The 19853-nt window shown below is 67.9% G+C and carries 20 protein-coding genes; 12 read left to right on the top strand and 8 right to left on the bottom strand.

What is annotated here, in order from left to right; genetic code table 11:
* Positions 1-92 precede the first annotated feature (92 nt).
* From AB7O82_RS21575 to AB7O82_RS21565, 3 genes are all read left to right on the top strand, one after another.
* Positions 93-1529, top strand: a complete 1437-nt coding sequence (locus AB7O82_RS21575; RefSeq protein WP_428553981.1) for a glutamate synthase subunit beta — start codon at positions 93-95, stop codon at positions 1527-1529.
* Between the two features lie 457 nt (positions 1530-1986).
* On the top strand, positions 1987-2415 hold the full coding sequence (locus AB7O82_RS21570; RefSeq protein WP_428620143.1) for a hypothetical protein: 429 nt from the start codon (positions 1987-1989) through the stop codon (positions 2413-2415).
* Positions 2416-2748: 333 nt separating this feature from the next.
* On the top strand, positions 2749-5334 hold the full coding sequence (locus tag AB7O82_RS21565; protein ID WP_428620142.1) for a CaiB/BaiF CoA transferase family protein: 2586 nt from the start codon (positions 2749-2751) through the stop codon (positions 5332-5334).
* 350 nt (positions 5335-5684) lie between these two features.
* Here the strand turns inward: AB7O82_RS21565 and AB7O82_RS21560 are convergent, their stop codons facing one another.
* From AB7O82_RS21560 to AB7O82_RS21550, 3 genes are all read right to left on the bottom strand, one after another.
* Positions 5685-5852 (bottom strand): GIY-YIG nuclease family protein, encoded by a 168-nt coding sequence (locus AB7O82_RS21560; RefSeq protein ID WP_428554663.1) that lies wholly within the window; start codon positions 5850-5852, stop codon positions 5685-5687.
* Between the two features lie 106 nt (positions 5853-5958).
* Complete coding sequence (locus AB7O82_RS21555) at positions 5959-6906, bottom strand: pyridoxamine 5'-phosphate oxidase family protein (RefSeq protein ID WP_428620140.1); 948 nt, start codon at positions 6904-6906, stop codon at positions 5959-5961.
* A complete protein-coding gene (locus tag AB7O82_RS21550) occupies positions 6903-7298 on the bottom strand; it encodes a GFA family protein (RefSeq protein ID WP_428554669.1) in 396 nt (131 codons plus the stop codon). Before AB7O82_RS21550 ends, AB7O82_RS21555 begins: the two co-directional genes overlap by 4 nt.
* Positions 7299-7396: 98 nt before the next feature.
* Between AB7O82_RS21550 and AB7O82_RS21545 the strand changes: the two genes are divergently transcribed.
* Both AB7O82_RS21545 and AB7O82_RS21540 read left to right on the top strand, forming a co-directional pair.
* Positions 7397-8302: a LysR family transcriptional regulator gene (locus AB7O82_RS21545; RefSeq protein WP_428554672.1), complete on the top strand. Its 906-nt coding sequence runs from the start codon at positions 7397-7399 to the stop codon at positions 8300-8302.
* A 62-nt stretch (positions 8303-8364) separates the two neighbouring features.
* Positions 8365-8802 carry an N-acetyltransferase family protein gene (locus AB7O82_RS21540; RefSeq protein WP_428554675.1) on the top strand — a complete coding sequence of 146 codons (438 nt, stop codon included), beginning with the start codon at positions 8365-8367 and terminating at the stop codon, positions 8800-8802.
* A gap of 211 nt (positions 8803-9013) precedes the next feature.
* Here the strand turns inward: AB7O82_RS21540 and AB7O82_RS21535 are convergent, their stop codons facing one another.
* The gene (locus tag AB7O82_RS21535) at positions 9014-9925 is read right to left on the bottom strand and encodes a DUF1194 domain-containing protein (protein WP_428620138.1); all 912 of its coding nucleotides are present in this window, start codon (positions 9923-9925) and stop codon (positions 9014-9016) included.
* Between the two features lie 147 nt (positions 9926-10072).
* On the opposite strand from AB7O82_RS21535, the gene AB7O82_RS21530 reads away from it, so the two are divergent.
* The 4 genes from AB7O82_RS21530 to AB7O82_RS21515 all read left to right on the top strand — a co-directional run bounded on the left by AB7O82_RS21530 (position 10073) and on the right by AB7O82_RS21515 (position 13700).
* Positions 10073-11281 carry an acyl-CoA dehydrogenase family protein gene (locus AB7O82_RS21530; protein ID WP_428552394.1) on the top strand — a complete coding sequence of 403 codons (1209 nt, stop codon included), beginning with the start codon at positions 10073-10075 and terminating at the stop codon, positions 11279-11281.
* Positions 11278-12279, top strand: a complete 1002-nt coding sequence (locus AB7O82_RS21525; protein WP_428552397.1) for a glutathione S-transferase N-terminal domain-containing protein — start codon at positions 11278-11280, stop codon at positions 12277-12279. Before AB7O82_RS21530 ends, AB7O82_RS21525 begins: the two co-directional genes overlap by 4 nt.
* Before the next feature lie 147 nt (positions 12280-12426).
* Positions 12427-13374, top strand: coding sequence for a DnaJ C-terminal domain-containing protein (locus AB7O82_RS21520; RefSeq protein ID WP_428552399.1), 948 nt, complete (start codon positions 12427-12429; stop codon positions 13372-13374).
* Positions 13371-13700, top strand: a complete 330-nt coding sequence (locus AB7O82_RS21515; RefSeq protein ID WP_428552402.1) for a chaperone modulator CbpM — start codon at positions 13371-13373, stop codon at positions 13698-13700. Before AB7O82_RS21520 ends, AB7O82_RS21515 begins: the two co-directional genes overlap by 4 nt.
* A 217-nt stretch (positions 13701-13917) precedes the next feature.
* Here AB7O82_RS21515 and AB7O82_RS21510 read toward each other — a convergent pair whose 3' ends face one another.
* From AB7O82_RS21510 to AB7O82_RS21500, 3 genes are all read right to left on the bottom strand, one after another.
* Positions 13918-14502, bottom strand: a complete 585-nt coding sequence (locus tag AB7O82_RS21510; RefSeq protein ID WP_428552404.1) for an NAD(P)H-dependent oxidoreductase — start codon at positions 14500-14502, stop codon at positions 13918-13920.
* A gap of 62 nt (positions 14503-14564) precedes the next feature.
* Positions 14565-15434, bottom strand: a complete 870-nt coding sequence (locus AB7O82_RS21505) for an MBL fold metallo-hydrolase (protein ID WP_428552407.1) — start codon at positions 15432-15434, stop codon at positions 14565-14567.
* Between the two features lie 78 nt (positions 15435-15512).
* Positions 15513-15656 (bottom strand): hypothetical protein, encoded by a 144-nt coding sequence (locus AB7O82_RS21500; RefSeq protein WP_428552410.1) that lies wholly within the window; start codon positions 15654-15656, stop codon positions 15513-15515.
* Here AB7O82_RS21500 and AB7O82_RS21495 point away from each other — a divergent pair.
* Genes AB7O82_RS21495 through AB7O82_RS21485 form a run of 3 tightly spaced genes read left to right on the top strand, consistent with a single transcriptional unit; the run spans position 15594 to position 17167 of the window.
* Positions 15594-15818: an ArsR/SmtB family transcription factor gene (locus AB7O82_RS21495; RefSeq protein ID WP_428620146.1), complete on the top strand. Its 225-nt coding sequence runs from the start codon at positions 15594-15596 to the stop codon at positions 15816-15818. The two genes, AB7O82_RS21500 and AB7O82_RS21495, sit on opposite strands and share 63 nt — an antisense overlap.
* A 27-nt stretch (positions 15819-15845) precedes the next feature.
* Positions 15846-16376: a rhodanese family protein gene (locus tag AB7O82_RS21490; RefSeq protein WP_428552413.1), complete on the top strand. Its 531-nt coding sequence runs from the start codon at positions 15846-15848 to the stop codon at positions 16374-16376.
* Entirely contained in the window at positions 16376-17167 is a 792-nt protein-coding gene (locus tag AB7O82_RS21485) for a sulfite exporter TauE/SafE family protein (protein WP_428552415.1), read from the top strand. Before AB7O82_RS21490 ends, AB7O82_RS21485 begins: the two co-directional genes overlap by 1 nt.
* 24 nt (positions 17168-17191) lie before the next feature.
* Here the strand turns inward: AB7O82_RS21485 and AB7O82_RS21480 are convergent, their stop codons facing one another.
* Positions 17192-19477 carry a xanthine dehydrogenase family protein molybdopterin-binding subunit gene (locus AB7O82_RS21480; protein ID WP_428620136.1) on the bottom strand — a complete coding sequence of 762 codons (2286 nt, stop codon included), beginning with the start codon at positions 19475-19477 and terminating at the stop codon, positions 17192-17194.
* Positions 19478-19853 lie beyond the last annotated feature (376 nt).

Raw genomic sequence — 19853 nt, 5'->3', positions numbered from 1 at the left:
GCCCGGCAGCGGGCATTTGCATGGACATCATGCCGGGGCGGCCTCGTGACCGCCGCTTCCAAGCATGGACGAGATCGGGGAGTTTTTGAGCCATGGGCCTTCCCACCGGCTTCCTGGAAATCGAGCGCAAGGATCGGCCTTACGAGAAGGTCGAGAAACGCCTGAAGAACTGGCAGGAGTTCGTGCTCCCGCTGCCGCCGGCGGAGCTGTCGCAGCAGGGCGCGCGTTGCATGGATTGCGGCATCCCGTTCTGTCACAACGGTTGCCCGGTCAACAACCTGATTCCCGACTGGAACGAGCTGGTGCGGCGCGACCGCTGGCAGGCCGCGCTCGAGGTCCTGCACTCGACCAACAACTTCCCCGAGTTCACCGGCCGCATCTGCCCGGCGCCCTGCGAAGCCTCGTGCACGCTGAACATCGACGACAATCCGGTCACCATCAAGTCGATCGAATGCGGCATCGTCGATCGCGGCTGGCAGGAGGGCTGGATCGTCCCGCTGGTGCCGGCGCGCAAGACCGGCAAGCGCGTCGCCGTGGTCGGCTCGGGGCCGGCAGGCATGGCGTGCGCCCAGCAGCTGGCGCGCGCCGGCCATGCGGTGACGCTGTTCGAGAAGTCCGATCGCGTCGGTGGGCTGCTGCGCTATGGCATCCCCGACTTCAAGATGGAGAAGCACCTGATCGATCGGCGCATGCGCCAGATGGAGCAGGAGGGCGTCGAGTTCCGCACCGGCGTCGAGGTCGGCGCGACGCTGTCCATCAAGTCGCTGCTCGAAGGCTACGACGCCGTCGCCCTGACCGGCGGCGCGGAATGGCCGCGCGATCTCGAGGTCCCCGGCCGCGAGCTCTCCGGCATCCACTTCGCCATGGATTTCCTGACCCAGCAGAACAAGCGGGTGGCCGGCGACGACGAATCGCGGGCCGCCCCCAAGGGCACGCTCACGGCCAAGGGCAAGCACGTCATCGTGATCGGCGGCGGTGACACGGGATCGGACTGCGTCGGCACGTCGAACCGCCAGGGCGCGGCCTCGGTGACCCAGCTCGAGGTCATGCCGCGGCCGCCCGACAGGGAGAACAAGGAGCTGACTTGGCCCGACTGGCCACTCAAGTTCCGCACTTCATCGTCGCACGAGGAAGGCGTCGATCGCGATTTCGCTGTGCTGACGAAACGCGCCGTCGGCAAGGACGGCAAGGTGACGGCGCTGGAATGCGCGCGCATCGAATGGTCGAAGGGCGCCATGAAGGAGATCGAAGGCAGCCGCTTCGAGCTCAAGGCCGACCTGGTGCTGCTCGCCATGGGCTTCCTCGGTCCGCGCAGGCCAGGCATGGTCGAGCAGTCGAGTGTCGCCCTGGATCCCCGCGGCAACATCCTGGCCAACGTCAAGGACTACAAGACCAGCGTGCCCAAGCTGTTTGCCGCCGGCGACATGCGCCGCGGCCAGTCGCTGGTCGTCTGGGCGATCCGCGAAGGCCGCCAATGCGCCCGCTCGATCGACGAGACCCTGATGGGCAGCACGACCCTGCCGCGGTGAGATTTCTCCAAATCCCTCCCCCGCAATCGGGGGAGGTGCCCCATGGGCGATAAATTACGAAGGGACCCCACCCTGACGAGCGGCCCGGAGGGCCGCATCTCGATTCGGGCGAAGTAACCTTCGCCCTTTGGTGGGCCGCAGCGAGGGTGCTGCGACGCGGCTTTTCCAACGATCTCCTGTGTGGCCCATCCTTCGAGACGCGCCCTGCGGGCGCTCCTCAGAAGGAGGTTCCCTTCTACTTTAGCCCTATGGAGAGGTGCCCCGTCATACGGGGCGGAGGGGGAAGCCTCACTCGAGACGTCTCTAATCCCGACGTCGGAACTTCATGAACCTCGCCTAAGGTTCTCCCCCTCCGGCGGGGGCACCTCCCCCGTAAGACGGGGGAGGAGAGGTCGGCGCAACCAGTCCCGCAAGGCGCCGTTCAGCGGGCATGTCATCCTTTTGAAGGAGATGTCACATGCAACGCACGTTGCTCATCCTCGCGCTCATCACCGCGGCGGGCGCTTCCTATGCTCAGACCATGGAACCCACAGATCCCTATGGACGACCGTTGGTTGGCCGCAACGACTGGGTCCGGCAGCCGGGCGATCAGGCGGGGCCTGGCGGCATGCAGTCCCGCCCACAGTATGGCGAAAGTGCCGTCATGAATTACGGTAGCAACATGGCGACCGCGCCCGCGACGCAACCCAGGGCGGCGGGCGAGAAACTGACGCGCAACAACAAGCTCGAGCGGGGTCACGCGACAGGGCCGGAGCCGATCCCCATGGATGCCACCGGTCCCCGCCAGACCGCATTCACGGACGAGTACGGCTTCCGCTACGACAGCCAAGGCAATCGCCTCGATGCGCGCGGAAACATCATTTCACCACACGTACCGCAGCGGTGAGCGCAGCGCTGATCTTCCGAGAAGAGGCCGCTTCAGGGGATGATGATGGCACGGCCTCTTTTCGGAGGCGCTGCGACAGCCGTCTACGACAACCTGACGTGGAGCCCGATGTCCCGGGGGGCCGCACGTTCATTTCAGTGATCGAGTTGACCCACGGCCGACCGCTGGTGGCTTTACGATAGCGTGGCCTGTGACATCAACGGCCCGAACCTTTTTGCGCCATTGAGCCCCACTCTCCCAACCATGAGCAGCCATGCTTGCTTGCGGCTTGCCCCAGAGCAACGCTGCAGGTGACATTTAAGGGCGAGAGAAATGGTGTGGGAGGAAAGGCGCATGGCTGACACGGACCGGAGCGAGGGTGCCTATCTCGGTGGCGTCCGCGTGCTCGAGCTTGCGGACGAGAAGGGAGAGTACGCCGGGCGGGTGCTCGCAGGCCTCGGTGCCGACGTCGTCAAGGTCGAGCCGCCGGAAGGCGAATCCACGCGGCAAATCGGGCCCTTCCGAGGGGACGTGCCGTCGCCGGAAGAGAGCCTGCATTTCTGGCACTACAATTTCGGCAAGCGCAGCGTCGTCCTCGATCTCGACAATGCCGACGGACAGGCGTCCTTCCTGCGGCTCGCGTCCGCAGCCGACGTCGTCCTGGATGCGCGTCCCCGCGGGTATCTCGCGGACCGGAATCTGGCGTTCGAACGGTTGCAGGCGGCCAATCCGCGGCTGATCCATCTGCGAATCAGCCCGTTCGGCGATACCGGCCCATGGGCTGAGTTCAAAGGCAGTGATCTCGTTCATCTGGCGCTGGGCGGCGTCATGATGAACTGCGGCTACGACCCCGATTCGTCCGGCCGCTACGACACGCCTCCCATCGCGCCGCAGATGTGGCACTCCTATCACATCGCCGGAGAGATGAGCGTGATCGCCCTCCTCGGCGCTCTCGCCCACCGGCTGCGTACGGGCGAGGGGCAGCGCCTGTCGCTCAGCATCCACGAAGCGGTCAGCATGAACACCGAGAGCGACGTGCCGAACTGGATATTCCTGCGGCAGCGTCACTTTCGACAGACCTGCCGGCATTCGATGACGACGGCGAGCCTGCCGGCTCTCGCTGCGACCCGGGACGGACGCTATCTCCTGCCGTACAAGACCTATCTCCGCGCCACAGCCACCTATTCCTCGGACGCCCTTCGGGGGACTATCGCGGTTCTCGCCAAGCACGGAATGGATGAAGGTCTCGGCAAGCTCGACCAGCTGGACGCAGCGGCGGAAGCCAGGGTCGGCAGGCTGGTGGATCGCGTCGCGGCCAGCCTGGATTTTGCTGCGGATCTGTGGCGCGACGGCCAGGACAATGGGCTGCCCTGGGCGCCTGTGCGGCGCCCCGAGGAGAATGCCCGCGACCCGCACTACATTCAGCGGGGCATCTTCGTCGACGTGCCGCATCCGGAAAGCGGAGCTTCGTACACTTATATCGGCGCTCGCTGGTACAGTTCCGATGCGCCTTGGAGGGTTGCGGCGCAACGGCCGCCCAGGATCGGCGAGCACACACACTCGGTCATCGAAGAGTGGGCGGCGCCGAAAAAGATGCCGACGCTGTCGCCCGATTGCGGCCTGGCTCGAGGGCCCGCCTCAGCGGGCCCCTCGGGCAAGCCCTTCGCGCTTTCCGGCGTCCGCGTCGTCGATCTCGGTTGGATGCTCGCCAGCGCCGGCGCGGGACGCTACCTCGCCGCGCTGGGCGCCGAGGTGATCAAGGTCGAGCACGAGTCGCGTGCCGATGGCATGCGCTTCGGTCCCGCGGCCTGTCCCCTCGGCGGACGCGCCGAGCGCCAGGCGGCGAAGGAGACGATGCCGACGCCTCCCCGCGACGGACTCAACCGCAGTGGCTCCTTCATGGAGATCAACGCCGGCAAGCTCGGGATATCGCTCGACCTGAAAAAGCCCGAGGGCAAGCGGATCCTCGAGGACCTCATCCGCAAGGCCGACGTGGTGCTCGAGGGCTATTCGCCGGGAACGATGGATCGGATGGGACTGGGTTACGCTCGCCTCAAAGAGCTGAACCCTGGAATCATCTACCTGCAGCAGTCGGGGTTCGGCCAGCACGGCACCTATGGTCGGGCCCGCGCCTTCGGGCCGACAGCGCAAGCGTTCAGCGGCATCAGCGACATGTCGGGCTTGCCCGAGCCGCGTCCGCCCGCCGGCATTGGCTACTCCTATCTCGACTGGTTCGGCGCCTACAACATGGCGACGGCGGCGCTCGCCGCGCTCTACAGGCGGGCCACGACGGGCCGCGGCTGCCACGTCGACGCCTCGCAGGCGGAGGTCGGCATCTTCCTGACGGGCACCGCCGTGCTCGATCACTCGGTCAACGGCCGGCGCTGGTCGCGATACGGCAATCGCTCGCCCTATCGACTCGCCGCACCGCACGGGGCCTACCCGACACGGGGCGAGGACAGCTGGATCGCGATTGCCGCCTTCACCGACGAGCAATGGCGCGCGGTCGCCACCGGGCTCGGCCATCCCGAATGGCTCGACGATCCGCGGTTCGATGGATTGGCGAACCGGCGCAAGAACGAGGACGCACTCGATGAGCTGATCTCGGGCGCCACGAGTGCTTTCGAAGGCGCCGACCTCATGAACCGCCTGCAGGCCTCGGGCGTCCCGGCCGGCATCTGTCAGACGGCCCAGGACCGGTACGAAGGGGATCCGCAGCTTCGGCATCTGCAATGGCTGATCGAGTTGCCGCAATCCGAGATCGGCACCTGGCCCGTGAAGGGCTTCCCCGCACGCCTCGACCGCAGTCCGGCCTACGCCGGCGGGCTGCTCGGCCGCTCGGGTCCGAGCTACGGCGAGGATACCGAGCGCGTGCTCTCATCGATGCTCGGCATGACCGCCGAGCAGGTGGCCGCTCTGCGCGCCGCCGGTGTGGTGTGAACGTGCCTCCTCCCCTGCAATCGGAGGGGGTGCGCCCATAGGCATTTGGTCGCAAGCCCAACAAAATCCTCATCCTGAGGAGCGCCCAAAGGGCGCGTCTCGAAGGATGGGCCTCAACGGCGGTGCTCATTGCCCATGCTTTGAGACACGCCCCTCAGGCGCTCCTTCGCATGCGCAATGCTGATTCGGGCAAGCAAGGTCGGCCCCACACGAATCGTCAACTTCGTCTCTTCGCGAGTTCGTGAATCTGCCTGAAGTCGCCACGGATCAGCGCTTCCTTTCGCGCGCGACCAGCCCTTGATTTGGCGCTCGACGTTGATGGCGTCGGTGGTGTTCAGGAAGTGCTCGGCCTAGACAAGAACAGCGGGCCGGCGCCTCGACGTGTAGCCATCGCCATACGCGGCAGTGTTGTGTTCGGCGACCCGGCGATCCAACCCGTCGCGCGCCGAGCCGACGTAGTAGCTGCCGTCGGCGCAACGCAGCATGTAAATGTAAGCGCCGGGTTCTTCGATCGACACGATCCGGCAACAATGTCGCCGCGATCCGAAGCGTGCAAGCACCGGGTCTGGTGCCCATCCTTCGAGACGCGCCCCTAGGGCGCTCCTCAGGATGAGGTTTCCTCGGTCACTCCACGTCCATTCGATCAACCGCACGTATAGCGGTCGCCAAGGTCGTCGGGGCGTAGGTGCCGAACGTCCAGGTGAAGGGAAACGCCGATCGTTGTCGCCAGGCGCGCTCGACCGTCATTCGCCACAGGCGTTCGGCGCCGGCAGGGGCGCCTGCAGGCGCCCAATCGATGCTCACGCGCCCCTGGAGCTGGAGCAGGTCGCCCGAGCCGAAGTCGATGAACAGCAGGCCGGCGCGCGGATCGCCCAGCAGGTTGCCGAGCGTGTTGTAGAAGCGGTTGCCGCGGAAGTCGGGGATTGTCAGCAGTTCGCCGGCCACGCCGACGAATCCCGGGCGTCCGCCGCGATGCGACATGTCGAGACCTCCGCCGCTACCGACGCCGGCGCGCGAGCGGCTGGCCACGAAGAAGGTGTCGGCTCCGCTGATCAGCGCGTGCGCCGTTTCGTCGAGACGGCTCAGTTCCTCGACGCCTGACGAAGCCGGAGGACGGGGAGATGGCGTGCGCGTCTGGATGTATTGGGCACAGTTGCCGAAGCTTTGGCCGACCTGCACGGTCAGGCCATCGTCGACGGCGACCAGCGTGCCGTTGGCGCGATTGCGGCGACGGTTGGTGAAATCGAGCCCGATCATGCCGATCTCCGCGCCTTCGACCAAGCCTGGCGACGCCGGGTCGCCGGCGCTCGGAAGTGCATCGATCCGCAGGGTCGTCGGATCGGGCGAGCGAATGAATCCCGCGTCGCCGCTCAGCGCCGTGCCGATGGGCCAGCCTCGTTCGTCGAGGGCGGCGGCGAAGATGTACGGCAAACCGGCGAAGAAGGTGCGGTGCTGGTCGGGCATGAAGGGGCGGATTGCTGCCCGGCCAGGAGACTGGCCGGCGAGGCGCTGCGCCGCCCGCTCGTCCTCGTGGAACGACAGGAATTCCGGCGCGCCGTCCTGCGGGCTCATGTCAGGCCCTCCGACCTCTCCGGGTGTTGCCGCCCGGGGTCGTACCAGGAGGCGGCGTCGCTTCGCCAAATATGGACCTGCGGGCGCTCGGCGATCGGCGTGTCGAGGCAGCCCAGCCGCAACAGCACGACCGGCTGCGCCGCCCGCTCGGCCATGATGTGCGAGCCGCAGCGGCTGCAGAAGCGGCGGAACTTGCCGGGCGAGGACTCGAAGGCGCCGAGCAGCGCCTCGCCACGGATCCAGCGGAACTTCTCGCGCGGCACCGAGGCCACCGACGAGAACGCGGTGCCGTGGGTCTTGCGGCACGTCTGGCAGTGGCAATGAACGATCCGCTCGACATCGGCGTCGACCGCGTAGGCGACAGCCGTGCAGAGGCAGCTTCCCGTCAGCATGCAGGGTCCTCCTTCTGTCGGCAGGAAGGTAGGCTTCGCGGATTGCGTCGAGAAGGCGAACAATCGATAATTCACTATTTCATTTATTGGAATCATACATGGATCGTCTCGACGAGCTCGCCGTCTTCGTGCGCATCGTGGAGGAGGGCAGCCTGGTGCGCGCTGCCGGCCGGCTGCGCCGCTCGCCGCCTGCCGTCACGCGGGCCCTTGCCGCTCTCGAGGCGCGCGTCGGCCAGCGGCTGGTCGACCGCACCACCCGCCGCCTCGCGCCGACCGAGGCCGGCCGCCGGCTCTACGACAAGGCGCGTGCGCTGGTGACCGACTACGAGGCGGCGACGTCGACGGCGCCCGGTATGCCGGTGCAGGGCGTGCTGCGCATCACCGCTCCCGTTCAGTTCGGCCGGCGGCACATGGCGCCGATCGTCGGCCGGTTTCTCGACGCCCATGACGGCGTCGAGATCGAGCTGGTGCTCAACGACCGAAACATCGACCTGATCGAGGAGGGGATCGACGTCGCCCTGCGCATCGGCCCGCTGGCCGACTCCTCGCTGCTCGCCCGGCCGGTGGGCCAGGTGCGGCGGCTATGGGTTGCCAGTCCCGGCTACCTGGCGCGGCGCGGTACGCCGCGGACGCCCGCCGATCTTGCCGGGCACGAGGCGCTCCTCGGCACGTTGCGCGGCAACCGGGAATGGAGCTTCGCCGGAGGGCGCCGGGGCGCTCCGGCCAGGCTGGCCGGCCGGTTCAGGGTCGACGATGTTGAGACGCGCCTGCGCGCCGCTCGCGAGGGCCGTGGCATCGCCCAGCTCTTGTCGTATCAGGCAGCCGACGATCTGGCGGCCGGTCGGCTGGTGCGCCTGCTCGGTGCGTGGGAGGGGCCGCCCCTGCCGGTGCATCTCCTGACCAAGGGACGCGCCCATCGCGCCCCCAGGATCGATGCCTTCCTCGACTTCGCCGCCAAGCGGCTCAAGGCGCTGCCGGTCTTGTCGGGGGCGCCGCCGGGCTGACAATGGCCCAATGAATGGGGCCCGTGAATGGCCCATGGCCCGCCCGTACGCTACAAGGCGGCATGATCCAGGTGACGCGACTTCGACAGTCGGACCGCGAGGCATGGCAGCCGTTGGCGATCGGCTACAACGCCTTCTATCAGCGCGTGCTGCCGGCGGCGGCATACGAGCAGGCCTGGGGGCGCCTGCTCGAGGGCGAGGAGATTCAGGGCCTCGCCGCGCGCCTCGACGGCCGGGTGGTCGGCATCGCGCACTATCTGTTTCATGCCGGAGTCTGGTTCCCCAAGGTCTGCTACCTCGCCGACCTGTTCGTCGACGAGGCTGTGCGCGGACAAGGCGCCGCGCGGGCGCTGATCGAGGAGGTCGCCGAAGCTGCCCGCGCCCAGGGCTGCACACGCTACTACTGGCTGACCCAGGACACCAACGCCCAGGCCCGCGCGCTCTACGACAAGGTCGCGCGCCACGTCGGCTTCATCCGTTACGACTACTCGATGGAGTAGATTCTCCTCCCCAGCGTCTTCGCTGGGGAGGTGTCGCCGACATCCGGCGAGGGCGGGGACATCCACTTGCGGCCGGCGGGCGTCCCGCCCGCTCATCTACACTATGCGCGGGCGGGACGCCCGCGGTCCGCATGAGGATGACCCCTCCGTCGCGTAAGACGCGACACCTCCCCACGCATGCCACGCATGGCGCGGAGAGGAGAAGAAAGAATCAATCCGGCGTCACGCCGAAGCGGCGTTGCCAGAATTCGCGGCTGCGCCGTTCGCCCACGTCGCAGCCCAGCTCGTATTCCGGCCGGACGAACTTGGTGTAGTCGTCGTCGCCGCGGATCGCGCGGCGCAGGGTGCCGCTGCCGCTCTGCGCCAGCTGGACGCCCTCGCGCACGTCACCGAGACCGCCGATATCGTAGTCGTGGCGCGGCCCGATGTCGGCGACCTCCTGCAGCAACTTCTTGCGCACCGCCCGTGGGAAATCCTCGAAGCTGGTCGCCACCTCGATGAACGAGCGCGGCCCGCCGATCACGCAATGTGTGTAGTAGCGGTCGAGATCGGTCTCGCTCGGGAAGCCGAACGGGTTGGGCCGGTCGTTCATGATCGGCAGGCCGTTGATGATGATGCGCTCCTTCAGCGCCTCGTAGCGGACATCGGTGACCAGGCCGCCGTCGTTGTTCGAGCCGTCGCCCGAGACGTCGAGCACCTTCCGCTCGGGCTCGAACGGGCTGCGGTTGAACAGGGGAATGGCGTAGCGGATGGCGCCGCTGATCGAGGTGCGCCGGGCGATCGAGATCGGCGCGTTGGACAAACGCGTGGCGAAGCTCGCGATCGCCGCTTCCGAGTCGAGCAGCGTCCAGTCGATCAGGAGGCGTTGGACCCAGGCATCCGACCATTCGAAGTAGGCGACGGCAATGCGGCCATGGTTGCCGCTCAGGATCGCCTTCACGATCACCGGATCGCGGAACGCCTGCACGTAGCCTTCGCGCTGCAGCTTGGCCTCGTCGGGATCGATGCTGCCGGAGATGTCGATGGCCAGCACCAGGGCGAGATCGACCTCCTTCCTGTCTTGCGCCGCCACCGGCCCGGCGAGGAGGAGCACGAGAGCGATCAGACGGATCAGGCGGGCCATGGTGACCTCCGCAGCACTGTGCGCGAGACGATGCAACAACCATACCGCCCGTCGAAAGCGTCCACCAGCGCCACACTGGACGCCAACCACGACCGGCCGTTAGCCTCTGTGGAAAGCTCGACATGGGTTGGGAGGCCCTGGAATTCCATGGATCTGGCGCTGAGCCCGCAGGATCAGGCCTTTCGCGACGAGGTGCGTCGCTTCCTCGACGACAACCTCAGCGAGGATTTGCGCGAGGCCGGCCGCAAGACCGGCGGCGTCTTTGCCGACATTGCAGCGGGTCTGCGATGGCACAAGGTGCTGGCGACGCGCGGCTGGTCGGCGCCGACCTGGCCAAAGGAATATGGCGGCACCGGCTGGAGCGCGACCGAGCGCTACATCTTCGCGCGCGAATGCGCGGCGGTCGATGCGCCGCGCATCTTCAGCATGGGGCTGCGCATGGTCGGGCCGGTCATCATGAAGTACGGCACGCCCGAGCAGAAGGCCAAGTACCTCCCGCCGATCGTGGCCGGCGACATCGTGTTCTGCCAGGGCTATTCCGAGCCCGGGTCGGGCTCGGACCTCGCCAGCCTGAAGACGCGGGCGGTACGCGACGGCGACGACTACGTGATCAACGGCACCAAGATCTGGACGACCGGCGCCCATGTCGCCGATCACATGTTCTGCCTGGTGCGGACGTCGACGGAGGGCAAGCCGCAGGACGGCATCTCCTTCGTGCTGATCGATTCGATGAGCACGCCGGGCCTGACGGTGAAGCCGATCGTGACCCTGGCCGGCGACCACGAGGTCAACCAGGTGTTCTTCGACAATGTGCGCACGCCGGTGGCCAACCGCATCGGGCCGGAGAATGCCGGCTGGACGGTGGCCAAGTACCTGCTCGAGTTCGAGCGTGGCGGCGAGGCCTATACGCCCAACCTGCATGCCCGCCTCGAGGACATCCGGCGCATCGCCCGTGAGGAGGCGGCGGACGGCTCGGGCAGGCTGGCGACCGAGCGCGGCTTCGCCGAGCGGCTGGCCGAGACCGAGATGGAGATCCAGGCACTCGAGATGATCGAGATGCAGGTGCTGTCCGATCTCAGCCGCGGCCGCAATCCCGGCGCGGCGTCGTCGGCGATGAAGATCCGCGGCAGCGAGACACTGCAGAAGCTCGACGGTCTCGGCGTCGAGGCATTGGCCTGGTATGCCGCGCCGTTCGAGCCGGAGGCGCGAACGCTCGGGCACAACGAGCTGACCGTGACGCCGGAGTGGGGCATCACGGCGATGCCGCTCTTCCTCAACAACCGGGCGTCGACGATCTACGCCGGCTCGAACGAGATCCAGCGCAACATCATCGCCAAGGCCGTGCTCGGCCTGTGAGCGGCCTGTACACGCTGCATGGCTTCGACCCGTCGCCCTATTCGGTGAAGATGCGGGCGCTGCTGCGCTACCGGCGCATTCCCTTCGTGTGGGATGCGCTGGGCTCGCCGCGCGACGTCGCGGTGGCGGCCGGCCTGCCGCCGGTGATACCCGTGCTGCGCTTTCCCGACGGCCGGCTGATGAACGATTCGACGCCGCTCGCGTGGGCGCTGGAGCGCGAGCATGCCGGCCGCTCGGTGATCCCCGGCGATGCGGTGCTCGCCTTCCTCTCCGACCTGCTCGAGGATTTCGGCGACGAATGGGTCACCAAGATGATGTTCCATTACCGCTGGTACTATGCCCAGGACCGCGCCTTCGCCCAGACCTGGATCGTGTCGTCGCGCGATCCGACGATGGAGGAGCGGAAGCGCCAGCTGGCCATGCAGATGTTCAACGACCGCCAGGTCGGGCGCATGGCGCTGGTCGGCTGCACCGAGCAGAACCGGCCGGTGATCGAGGAGAGCTACCGCTTCGTGCTCGACACGCTCGACCGTCACGTCCGCAGCTTGCCGTACCTGCTGGGATCGCGGCCCTGCCTGGGCGATTTCGGGCTCTACGGCCAGCTGCAGATCCTGTCGGTCGATCCGACACCGGCGGCGGAGATGCGCTCTCGCGCGCCCGATCTGTTCTGCTGGCTGATGCGCCTCGACGATGCGTCGGGCATCGAGGGTCAGTGGATCGACACGGCAGCGCCGCTGCCCGAGGCGGTCGTGGCCCTGTTGCGGCACATGGGCCAGACCTACCTGCCGTTCCTCGCCGCCAATGCCAGGGCGGTGCAGGACGGGGCGCCGGAGCTCGAGGTCGAGCTGCTCGGCCGTCCCTTCAGGCAGGCGCCTTTCCGCTACCAGGCCAAGTGCTACGACGCGCTGCGCAAGCGACGGGCAGCCCTGCCGGTGGAGGCACTGCGTCGCCTCGATCCGATCCTCGAAGAGTCGGGCTGTCTCGCCTATCTGGCATAGGGTGTGGGCCCATCTCAATTCTCCTCCCCAGCTTCGCTGGGGAGGAGAATTACGAACGCATAGGGACCAGGCCGGAAACTCCCTGATCAATCACCCGGCGTTTGATGAGGTCTTGCAACTGCCTGAAATGGCATCAAATTGTGGCCTATGACCGACCCCTATTCCGTCCTCGGTGTGGCCAAGACGGCGAGCGACCAGGAGATCCGCAAGGCTTTCCGCAAGCTCGCCAAGAAGCACCATCCCGACCTCAATCCGGGCGACAAGGCCGCCGAGGCGAAGTTCAAGGAAATCTCCCAGGCCAACGAGATCCTGTCCGATCCGGAGAAGCGTCGTCGCTTCGATGCCGGCGAGATCGACGCGGCCGGCCAGGAAGTGCCACCGCGCGGCTTCTATCGCGACCAGGCGGGCGGCTTCGACGGCGCCAAGTACGAGCGCGCCGGCGCCCACGAATCCTTCGTCGACATGGGTGGCATCTTCTCCGAGATGTTCGGTCAGCGCGGCGGTGGCCGCGGCTTCAGATTCCGCGCCGGCGATGGCGAGGAGTTCGAGATGGACGGCCTGCCCGTGACCTACAGCCTGCGCGTGCCGTTCCTGGTGGCGGCGCGCGGCGGCAAGCAGCGCGTCACCCTGCCCGACGGCAAGACGCTCGACATCGATGTCCCCGAAGGCACCACCAACGGCCAGACCTTGCGGCTGAAGGGGCAGGGGATTCCCGGCACCAAGGGTCGCCCGGCCGGCGATGCCTATGTCGAGATCCACGTCGAGCCGCACGCCTTCTTCGAGCCGCGCGACAACGACATCCATGTCGAGGTGCCTGTGACCTTGCCCGAGGTGGTGCTGGGCGGCCGCATCCGCGTGCCGACGGTGGGCGGTCCGGTGATGCTGTCGGTGCCGGCCGGCTCCAACAGCGGGACGTCGCTGCGGCTCAAGGGCCGCGGGCTGCTCGACCGTCGGACCGGCCAGCGCGGCGACCAGTACGTCAAGCTGAAGCTCGTGCTGCCCGACAAACCTGACGACGCTCTGAAGGAGTTCGCCGAGAAATGGGCGGCAGGCCGTGATCAGGATCCGCGCAAGTCGATGGAGCAGTTCACATGACCACCCTCGACGAATTGCTGCATGCCTGCGATGGCGTGACCGTGGTCCATGTCGAGCGCTGGGTGGCGCGCGGCCTGCTGCGACCCGGCGTCTCCGCCGCAGGCTGGACGTTCGAGAGTGTCGACGTTGCGCGCGCCCGCCTGCTGAGCGAGCTTGCCGACGACATGGGCTTCGACGACGAAGCGGTCGAGACGGTGGTCGATCTGCTCGACCAGGTCCACACCCTGCGGCATCAGCTCGACCTGATCGGTCACGCGATCGCCGAGCAGCCCGCGCCCGTCCGCGAGGCCATCGCCGCGACCCTGGAGCGGCTGGGCGGGCGCTAAGGAGGCGACCCGCCTGTTTGCTGGGAGCGCGCCACTCCGATGGCGCTCATGGAATGCATGAGCAGCGAGAAGAGCGCCATCGGAGTGGCGCGCTCCCAGCGCATGACAACCTTTTTCGGCAAGGTTTGTTAGCGCCTATGGGCTATCGGCCCCCGGTGTCGGGATGGCACGCAGGGCTGCCTGATCGGCGCCGGGCCGATTGGCACTGGATTGCGCGTCAGAGGGCGCGCCGGCCCAGCGCCTTGACGCCGTCGAGCGCCCGCGCGATCGACTCGCGGCTGCGCTGGCCGATACCGCCTAGCACGGTGCTGCGCACCGGCGCGATGCCGACGAATCGCAGGATGTTGCGCTCCAGGGTCTTGAGGCCGTGGGCGAGGAAGTACCAGCGATAAATGAATGCCGGCATGCCCATGGTCACGATGATGCGGGCGGAACGGCCCCTGAGCTTGCCGATCGGGAAGCCGCTGGGGCGATCGACGAAGGCGAAACCCGGCCGCAAGGTCTGCTCGAAGAAAGCCTTGAGCAGAGCCGGCATGTCGCCCAGCCACAAAGGAAAGATCACCACCAGGTGGTTGGCCCATAGCAGGGTTTCCTGCGCCGCGACGATCGCTGGCGAGTCTGCGCTGCGGGCGAACTCCGCCTGCGAGTGCAGGAGGCCGAACTGCAGCGCGGCGATGTCGAGGCGGCGGACCGTATGCCCGGCCGATCGGGCGCCTTCGGAATAGGCCTCGGCGAGGGCATGGCAGAGCCCCTTGCTCGCCGGATCGGGGTGGCCGTTCAGGATCACGATATTGCGCGTCATGCGCCGCTCTTAGCGGCGATGAACGAGGCCATCCTTGATCTGGATCAGTCCCATGTGTTCCCTCACGCCGTCAGGCGCACGGGGATGCGCAGGTAGGTCGTGCCGTTGGCGTCGGGGGGCGGGAAGTTGCCGGCGCGGATGTTGACCTGGACCGACGGCAGCAGCAGCACCGGCGCGGCGAGCGTGGCGTCGCGCGTGGTTCGCAGCGCGACGAACTCCGCCTCGCTCACGCCGTCGTGGACGTGGATGTTGCGGGCGCGCTCTTCGGCCACGGTGGTCTCCCACGCGTAGCGGTCGCGGCCCGGCGCCTTGTAGTCGTGGCACATGAAGAGGCGTGTCTCCGCCGGCAACGACAGCAGCCGCCTGATCGAGCGATAAAGCCGCGCCGCGTCGCCGCCCGGGAAGTCGGCGCGGGCAGTGCCGTAGTCGGGCATGAAGATCGTGTCGCCGACGAACACGGCGTCAACGATCCGGTAGGCGACATCGGCCGGGGTATGGCCGGGCAGGTGCATGACTTCGATCTCCAGCGTGCCGAGCGGCAGGCGCTCGCCGTCGCGCACCAGGCGGTCGAACTCGCGGCCGTCCTCGCTCACGTCGGCGGCATTGAAGACCTTCTTGAAGATCGTCTGGACCTCGCGGATGTGCTCGCCGATCGCCACCTTCGCGCCGGTCCTCGTCTTCAGGTAGGGCGCGGCGGTCAGGTGGTCGGCATGGGCGTGGGTCTCGAGGATCCAGTCCACCATGACGCCGCGCTCCGCCGCTTTGGCCAGGACGCGATCGGCCGAAACCGTGGTGGCCTTGCCCGAGCGATGGTCGTAGTCGCGCACGGAATCGATGATGGCGGCGCGCCGGGAGGCCGGATCGCTGACGAGATAGGTGATGGTGAAGGTCGCCTCGTCGAAAAACGGGTCGATGATGGCAGGGCTGGTCAAAGGCATTCTCCCTGGCTGGACTTTTTATATATTAGCGGTAAATAATTTAGTAACGATGAAAACGACAACCAAGACGATTCACCGCATCGACCCGCGGGTGCTCGAGAGGCGGGCCTGCCCGTCGCCGGCCTGCTGGGCGTCCTGGCCGACGACCGGCGCCTGCTCATCCTCTGCAAGCTCGTCGAGGATGGCGAGGCGACGGCCGGCCGATTGGCCGAGCAAGTCGGCCTCTCGCAGTCGGCCTTGTCGCAAGACTTCGCGCGCATGCGGGACGAGGGGATCGTGACCTACCGGCGCGATGCCCAGACCCTGTGGTACCGAATCACCGATCCGAGTGTCGAAAGCCTGTTGGCGACTCTGCATCGACTCTGTTGCCAGGACTGAGCTGGCTGCCAAGGAGAGGAACCGAACGTGTCACTGCCCACCATCGACGTCACCAGTGCCAAGCGTCTGCTCGACCAAGGCGCCGTTCTGATCGATATCCGCGAAGCCGACGAGCGTGCCCGCGAGCATGTGCCGGGAGCCCGTCACAACCCGCTTTCCCGCCTCTCCGCCATGGAGTTGCAAAGCGCCACGGCCGTCATCTTTCACTGCCGGTCGGGCGCGCGCACGGCTGCCAACGCGCAGCGCCTCGGTGCCGCCTCGGAATGCGACGCCTATATCCTCGAAGGCGGGATCGAGGCCTGGAAGAAGGCCGGCTTGCCGGTGACCGTCGATGTCCGGCAGCCGATCGAAATCATGCGCCAGGTGCAGATTGTCGCTGGTTGCCTGGTGGTCGCGGGCATTGCGCTCGGCGTCTGGGTGGCGCCGGTCTTCCTCGCCCTGTCCGCCTTCGTCGGCGCCGGCCTGGTCTTGGCAGGCACGACCGGCTGGTGCGGCATGGCCAAGCTGCTCGCCCTCATGCCGTGGAACCGTAGGGTCCGCAAAGCGCTCGCGGCCTGATGTCGACCTCGCTTCTCGCCCTGGGATCGGGCTCGCTGATCGGCCTCGTTCTCGGTCTGATCGGCGGCGGCGGCTCGATCCTCGCCGTGCCGCTGCTGGTCTACGCCGTGGGCGAGCCGTCGCCGCATGTCGCCATCGGCACGGCGGCCTTTGCGGTGGCGGTCAACGCCGCTGCCAGCCTCGGCCTGCACGCTCGCCGCGCCCCGGTGCGCTGGCCCTGCGCGCTGGTGTTCAGCGCGGCCGGCATCGGCGGCGCGCTGGCGGGCGCCGCGCTCGGCAAGATGATCGACGGCCAGAAGCTCCTCGCCCTGTTCGGCCTGCTCATGATCGTGGTCGGCGTGATGATGCTGCGGCCGCGGCGCGCCGGCACGGCGCCGTCACCCTGGCTCAGCGCCGCCACGGCGCGCCATCTGCTGCCGCGCCTGGTGGCGCTGGGGGCGGGCGTCGGCCTGCTCTCCGGGTTCTTCGGCATCGGCGGCGGCTTCCTGATCGTGCCGGGCCTGATCCTCGCCGCCGACATGGAGCTGCCGGAAGCGGCAAGCGCGTCGCTGGTGGCGGTGACGGCCTTCGGCATCGCCTCGGCCTCGAGCTACGCCTGGTCGGGCCTGGTCGACTGGCCGGTCGCCGGCCTGCTGATCGCCGGTGGCGCCGTGGGTGCGGTGCTCGGTGCCAAGGCCAATACCAGGCTGGCCGGCCGGAAGGGCGTGCTGGCCCGCGTGTTCGCCTGGTTCGTGATGGCCGCCGGCGTCTATGTCGGGGCGCGCGGCGTCCTGACGGTCCTGGAGGCCTGACTGGGCCCCCTCATCGCCGACCGCTCATGAACCGCGAATGGCCTGCCACACTTTCTCAGCCGTGAGCGGCATGTCGAGATGGCGCACGCCGAGCGGCGCCAGCGCGTCGAGCACGGCGTTGGCCAGCGCCGCGGGTGCGCCGTTGGTCGGCAACTCGCCGACGCCCTTGAAGCCCATGAAATTGTTGGGCGAGGGGGTGGCGATGGTCTCGACCGTGAAATTCGGCACGTCGTCGGCGCGCGGCAGGGCGTAGTCCATCAGGGTGCCGGTCAGCAGCTGGCCCGTCGCCTCGTCGTAGATGGCCTGCTCCGACAGGGCGTTGCCCAGGCCATGAGCGATGCCGCCATGAATCTGGCCGGCGAGCAGCCGCGGATTGACGACGACGCCGCAATCGGCGACCTCGGTCAGGCGGTCCACTCGGACCTCGCCGGTCTCTGGATCGACCTCGACCTCGCAGACCATGACGCCGGTCGGGAACGAGTCGATCTTGTCACCGAACAGGGCGTCGCCGGAGAACGGCTTGCTGGCGGCAAGTTCGAACAGGCCGAGCCGGCGGTCGGTGCCTACCACCTCGAACGCGCCGTTGTGGTAGGCGATGTCGGCCGGCGCCGTCTCGAGGCGCTCGGCCGCGAGGTCGCGGCCGCGCTCGATCACCGCGTCGGCGGCGCGCCGGATCGTCGTCCCGCTGATGATGGTCGAGGAGGAGCCGCCGGTGCCGCCGCCACGCGGGATTGTGCGCGTGTCGCCCTGGCGGATGTCGATGCGCTCGACCGGCACGCCGAGCGAGGCGGCGAGGATCTGCGCGAACACGGTCTCGTGCCCCTGGCCCTGGCTCTGCGTGCCGACCGCGGCGACCAGCTTGTCCGCCCCGACCTGCACGATGACGTGCTCGTCGGCGATGCCGCCCGTGCCGTGGAGGTGGCAGGCGAGGCCGATGCCGCGTCGTCGGCCGCGCGCCTCGCTGGCGGCACGCCGTGCGGCGAAGGCCGGCGCGTCGGCCACCTGCAGGGCGGTCTCGAACAGGCGCACGCAGTCCGCTGCGTCGTAGGTGTAGCCGCTCGCCGCCGCGTAGGGCATCTCCTCGGGCCGCAGCAGGTTGCGGCGGCGCAGCTCGGCCGGCGTGCGGCCGGTCTCGTGGGCGGCGATGTCGATCAGACGCTCGAGCAGGAACAGCGCCTCGGGCTTGCCGGCGCCGCGGATCGCGTCGACCGGCACGGTGTTGGTGAAGGCGCAGTCGAATTCGGCGCGGATCGCCGGGATGCGATAGAGCCCGGAGATCACCTTGGCGAGACCGGTGGTCGGGATGGTCGGGGCGAACATCGACAGATAGGCGCCGAAATTGGCCTCCGCCCTCACGCGCAGGCCGATGAAGGCGCCCGACTCGTCGAGCGCGAGATCGGCGTGCGCGACCAGGTCGCGGGCGTGGCTGTCCGACAGGGCGAGCTCGCCGCGCTCGCAGGTCCAGCGCAGGCCGCGCCCGAGCTTGCGCGTCGCCCACGCGATCAGGGTCGGCTCGGCATAGATCGGATATTTCGGCCCGAAGCCGCCGCCGACATCCTCGGTGACCAGGCGCAACTTCTCCTTCGGCACGTTGAGCACGCGCTCGCACATCAGCCGGTGCGGGACCTGCACGCCCTGCGAGGCGAAGGTCACCGTGACGACGTCGTCGCCTGGGTCGTAGGACGACCACGCGGCGCGCGTTTCCATGTAATGGACGATCTGGCGCGGCGAGCGGATCGACAGCGACGCCACGTGCGCCGCGCGGGAGAAGGCCGCGTCGGTCGCCGCCTTGTCGCCCCTGGCCCAGCGGCACATCAGGTTGCCCGGCACGTCGTCGTGCACCAGCGCCGCGCCGTCGGCCAGCGCCTGCGCTACCGTCACCACTGCCGGCAGCGCCTCGTAGTCGATCTCGAGCAGCTCGGCGGCGTCGCGCGCCTGGTCGAGCGTGCCGGCGATCACCATGGCGACGATGTCGCCGACATGGCGCACCTTGTCCGGCGGCATCGGCAGGTGCAGCGGCTCGCGATGCCGGTTGCCGGCCTCGTCCTTGATCTCGCTGACCGTCGGCAGGTGGCCGATCTTGTCGGCCACGAGGTCGGCGGCCGTGTAGATCGCCACGATTCCGGGCGCGGCGAGGGCGGCGGTCCTGTCGATTCCGCCCAGGCGCGCATGCGCGTGCGGCGAGCGCACGAACAGCACGGCGAGCGCATCGCGCGGCGCCGTGTCGTCGGCATAGCGGCCGCGACCGGTCAGAAAGCGCTGGTCCTCGCGGCGGACGATGGGTTGGCCGAGGGTGATGGGTGCGTTCATTTGGCGGGACTCCGGTGCTCCTTCTTCTCCTCCCCAGCTTTGCCGGGGAGGTGTCGCCGTCTTACGGCGACGGAGGGGTCATGAGTCTCATGAGTCGTGAACTCAGATGAGTCACGAATTCTGAGTCAAGAAGTCGGTGGGTCATGAAATCCTGAAGAAAATACGCGAGTCGTGAATCCCATGAGTCATGACCCCTCCGTCGCCGTAAGATGGCGACACCTCGCCAGCGAAGCTGGGGAGGACGATGAGATCAGGCCGCCAGGGCGTCGCTGATCACCTTGAGCGCAGTGTCGATGTCCTTGCGGTTGACGTCGAGATGGGTGACGGCGCGGATGCGCGTGGCGGTGTTGGCGCCGATGCCGACGCCGCGCTCGCG

This window comes from Reyranella sp. (assembly GCF_050185545.1).
Lineage (GTDB): Bacteria > Pseudomonadota > Alphaproteobacteria > Reyranellales > Reyranellaceae > Reyranella.
The sequence above is the reverse complement of the archived record's forward strand: the minus strand, read 5'-3'. Positions and strand labels throughout refer to the sequence as shown.

Bases quoted from the DNA above. Each gene is read 5' to 3' on its own strand.
- AB7O82_RS21575 (WP_428553981.1), top strand. From the start codon at position 93: ATGGGCCTTCCCACCGGCTTCCTGGAAATCGAGCGCAAGGATCGGCCT.
- AB7O82_RS21570 (WP_428620143.1), top strand. From the start codon at position 1,987: ATGCAACGCACGTTGCTCATCCTCGCGCTCATCACCGCGGCGGGCGCT.
- AB7O82_RS21565 (WP_428620142.1), top strand. From the start codon at position 2,749: ATGGCTGACACGGACCGGAGCGAGGGTGCCTATCTCGGTGGCGTCCGC.
- AB7O82_RS21555 (WP_428620140.1), bottom strand. From the start codon at position 6,906: ATGAGCCCGCAGGACGGCGCGCCGGAATTCCTGTCGTTCCACGAGGAC.
- AB7O82_RS21550 (WP_428554669.1), bottom strand. From the start codon at position 7,298: ATGCTGACGGGAAGCTGCCTCTGCACGGCTGTCGCCTACGCGGTCGAC.
- AB7O82_RS21545 (WP_428554672.1), top strand. From the start codon at position 7,397: ATGGATCGTCTCGACGAGCTCGCCGTCTTCGTGCGCATCGTGGAGGAG.
- AB7O82_RS21540 (WP_428554675.1), top strand. From the start codon at position 8,365: ATGATCCAGGTGACGCGACTTCGACAGTCGGACCGCGAGGCATGGCAG.
- AB7O82_RS21535 (WP_428620138.1), bottom strand. From the start codon at position 9,925: ATGGCCCGCCTGATCCGTCTGATCGCTCTCGTGCTCCTCCTCGCCGGG.
- AB7O82_RS21530 (WP_428552394.1), top strand. From the start codon at position 10,073: ATGGATCTGGCGCTGAGCCCGCAGGATCAGGCCTTTCGCGACGAGGTG.
- AB7O82_RS21520 (WP_428552399.1), top strand. From the start codon at position 12,427: ATGACCGACCCCTATTCCGTCCTCGGTGTGGCCAAGACGGCGAGCGAC.
- AB7O82_RS21515 (WP_428552402.1), top strand. From the start codon at position 13,371: ATGACCACCCTCGACGAATTGCTGCATGCCTGCGATGGCGTGACCGTG.
- AB7O82_RS21510 (WP_428552404.1), bottom strand. From the start codon at position 14,502: ATGACGCGCAATATCGTGATCCTGAACGGCCACCCCGATCCGGCGAGC.
- AB7O82_RS21485 (WP_428552415.1), top strand. From the start codon at position 16,376: ATGTCGACCTCGCTTCTCGCCCTGGGATCGGGCTCGCTGATCGGCCTC.
- AB7O82_RS21480 (WP_428620136.1), bottom strand. From the start codon at position 19,477: ATGAACGCACCCATCACCCTCGGCCAACCCATCGTCCGCCGCGAGGAC.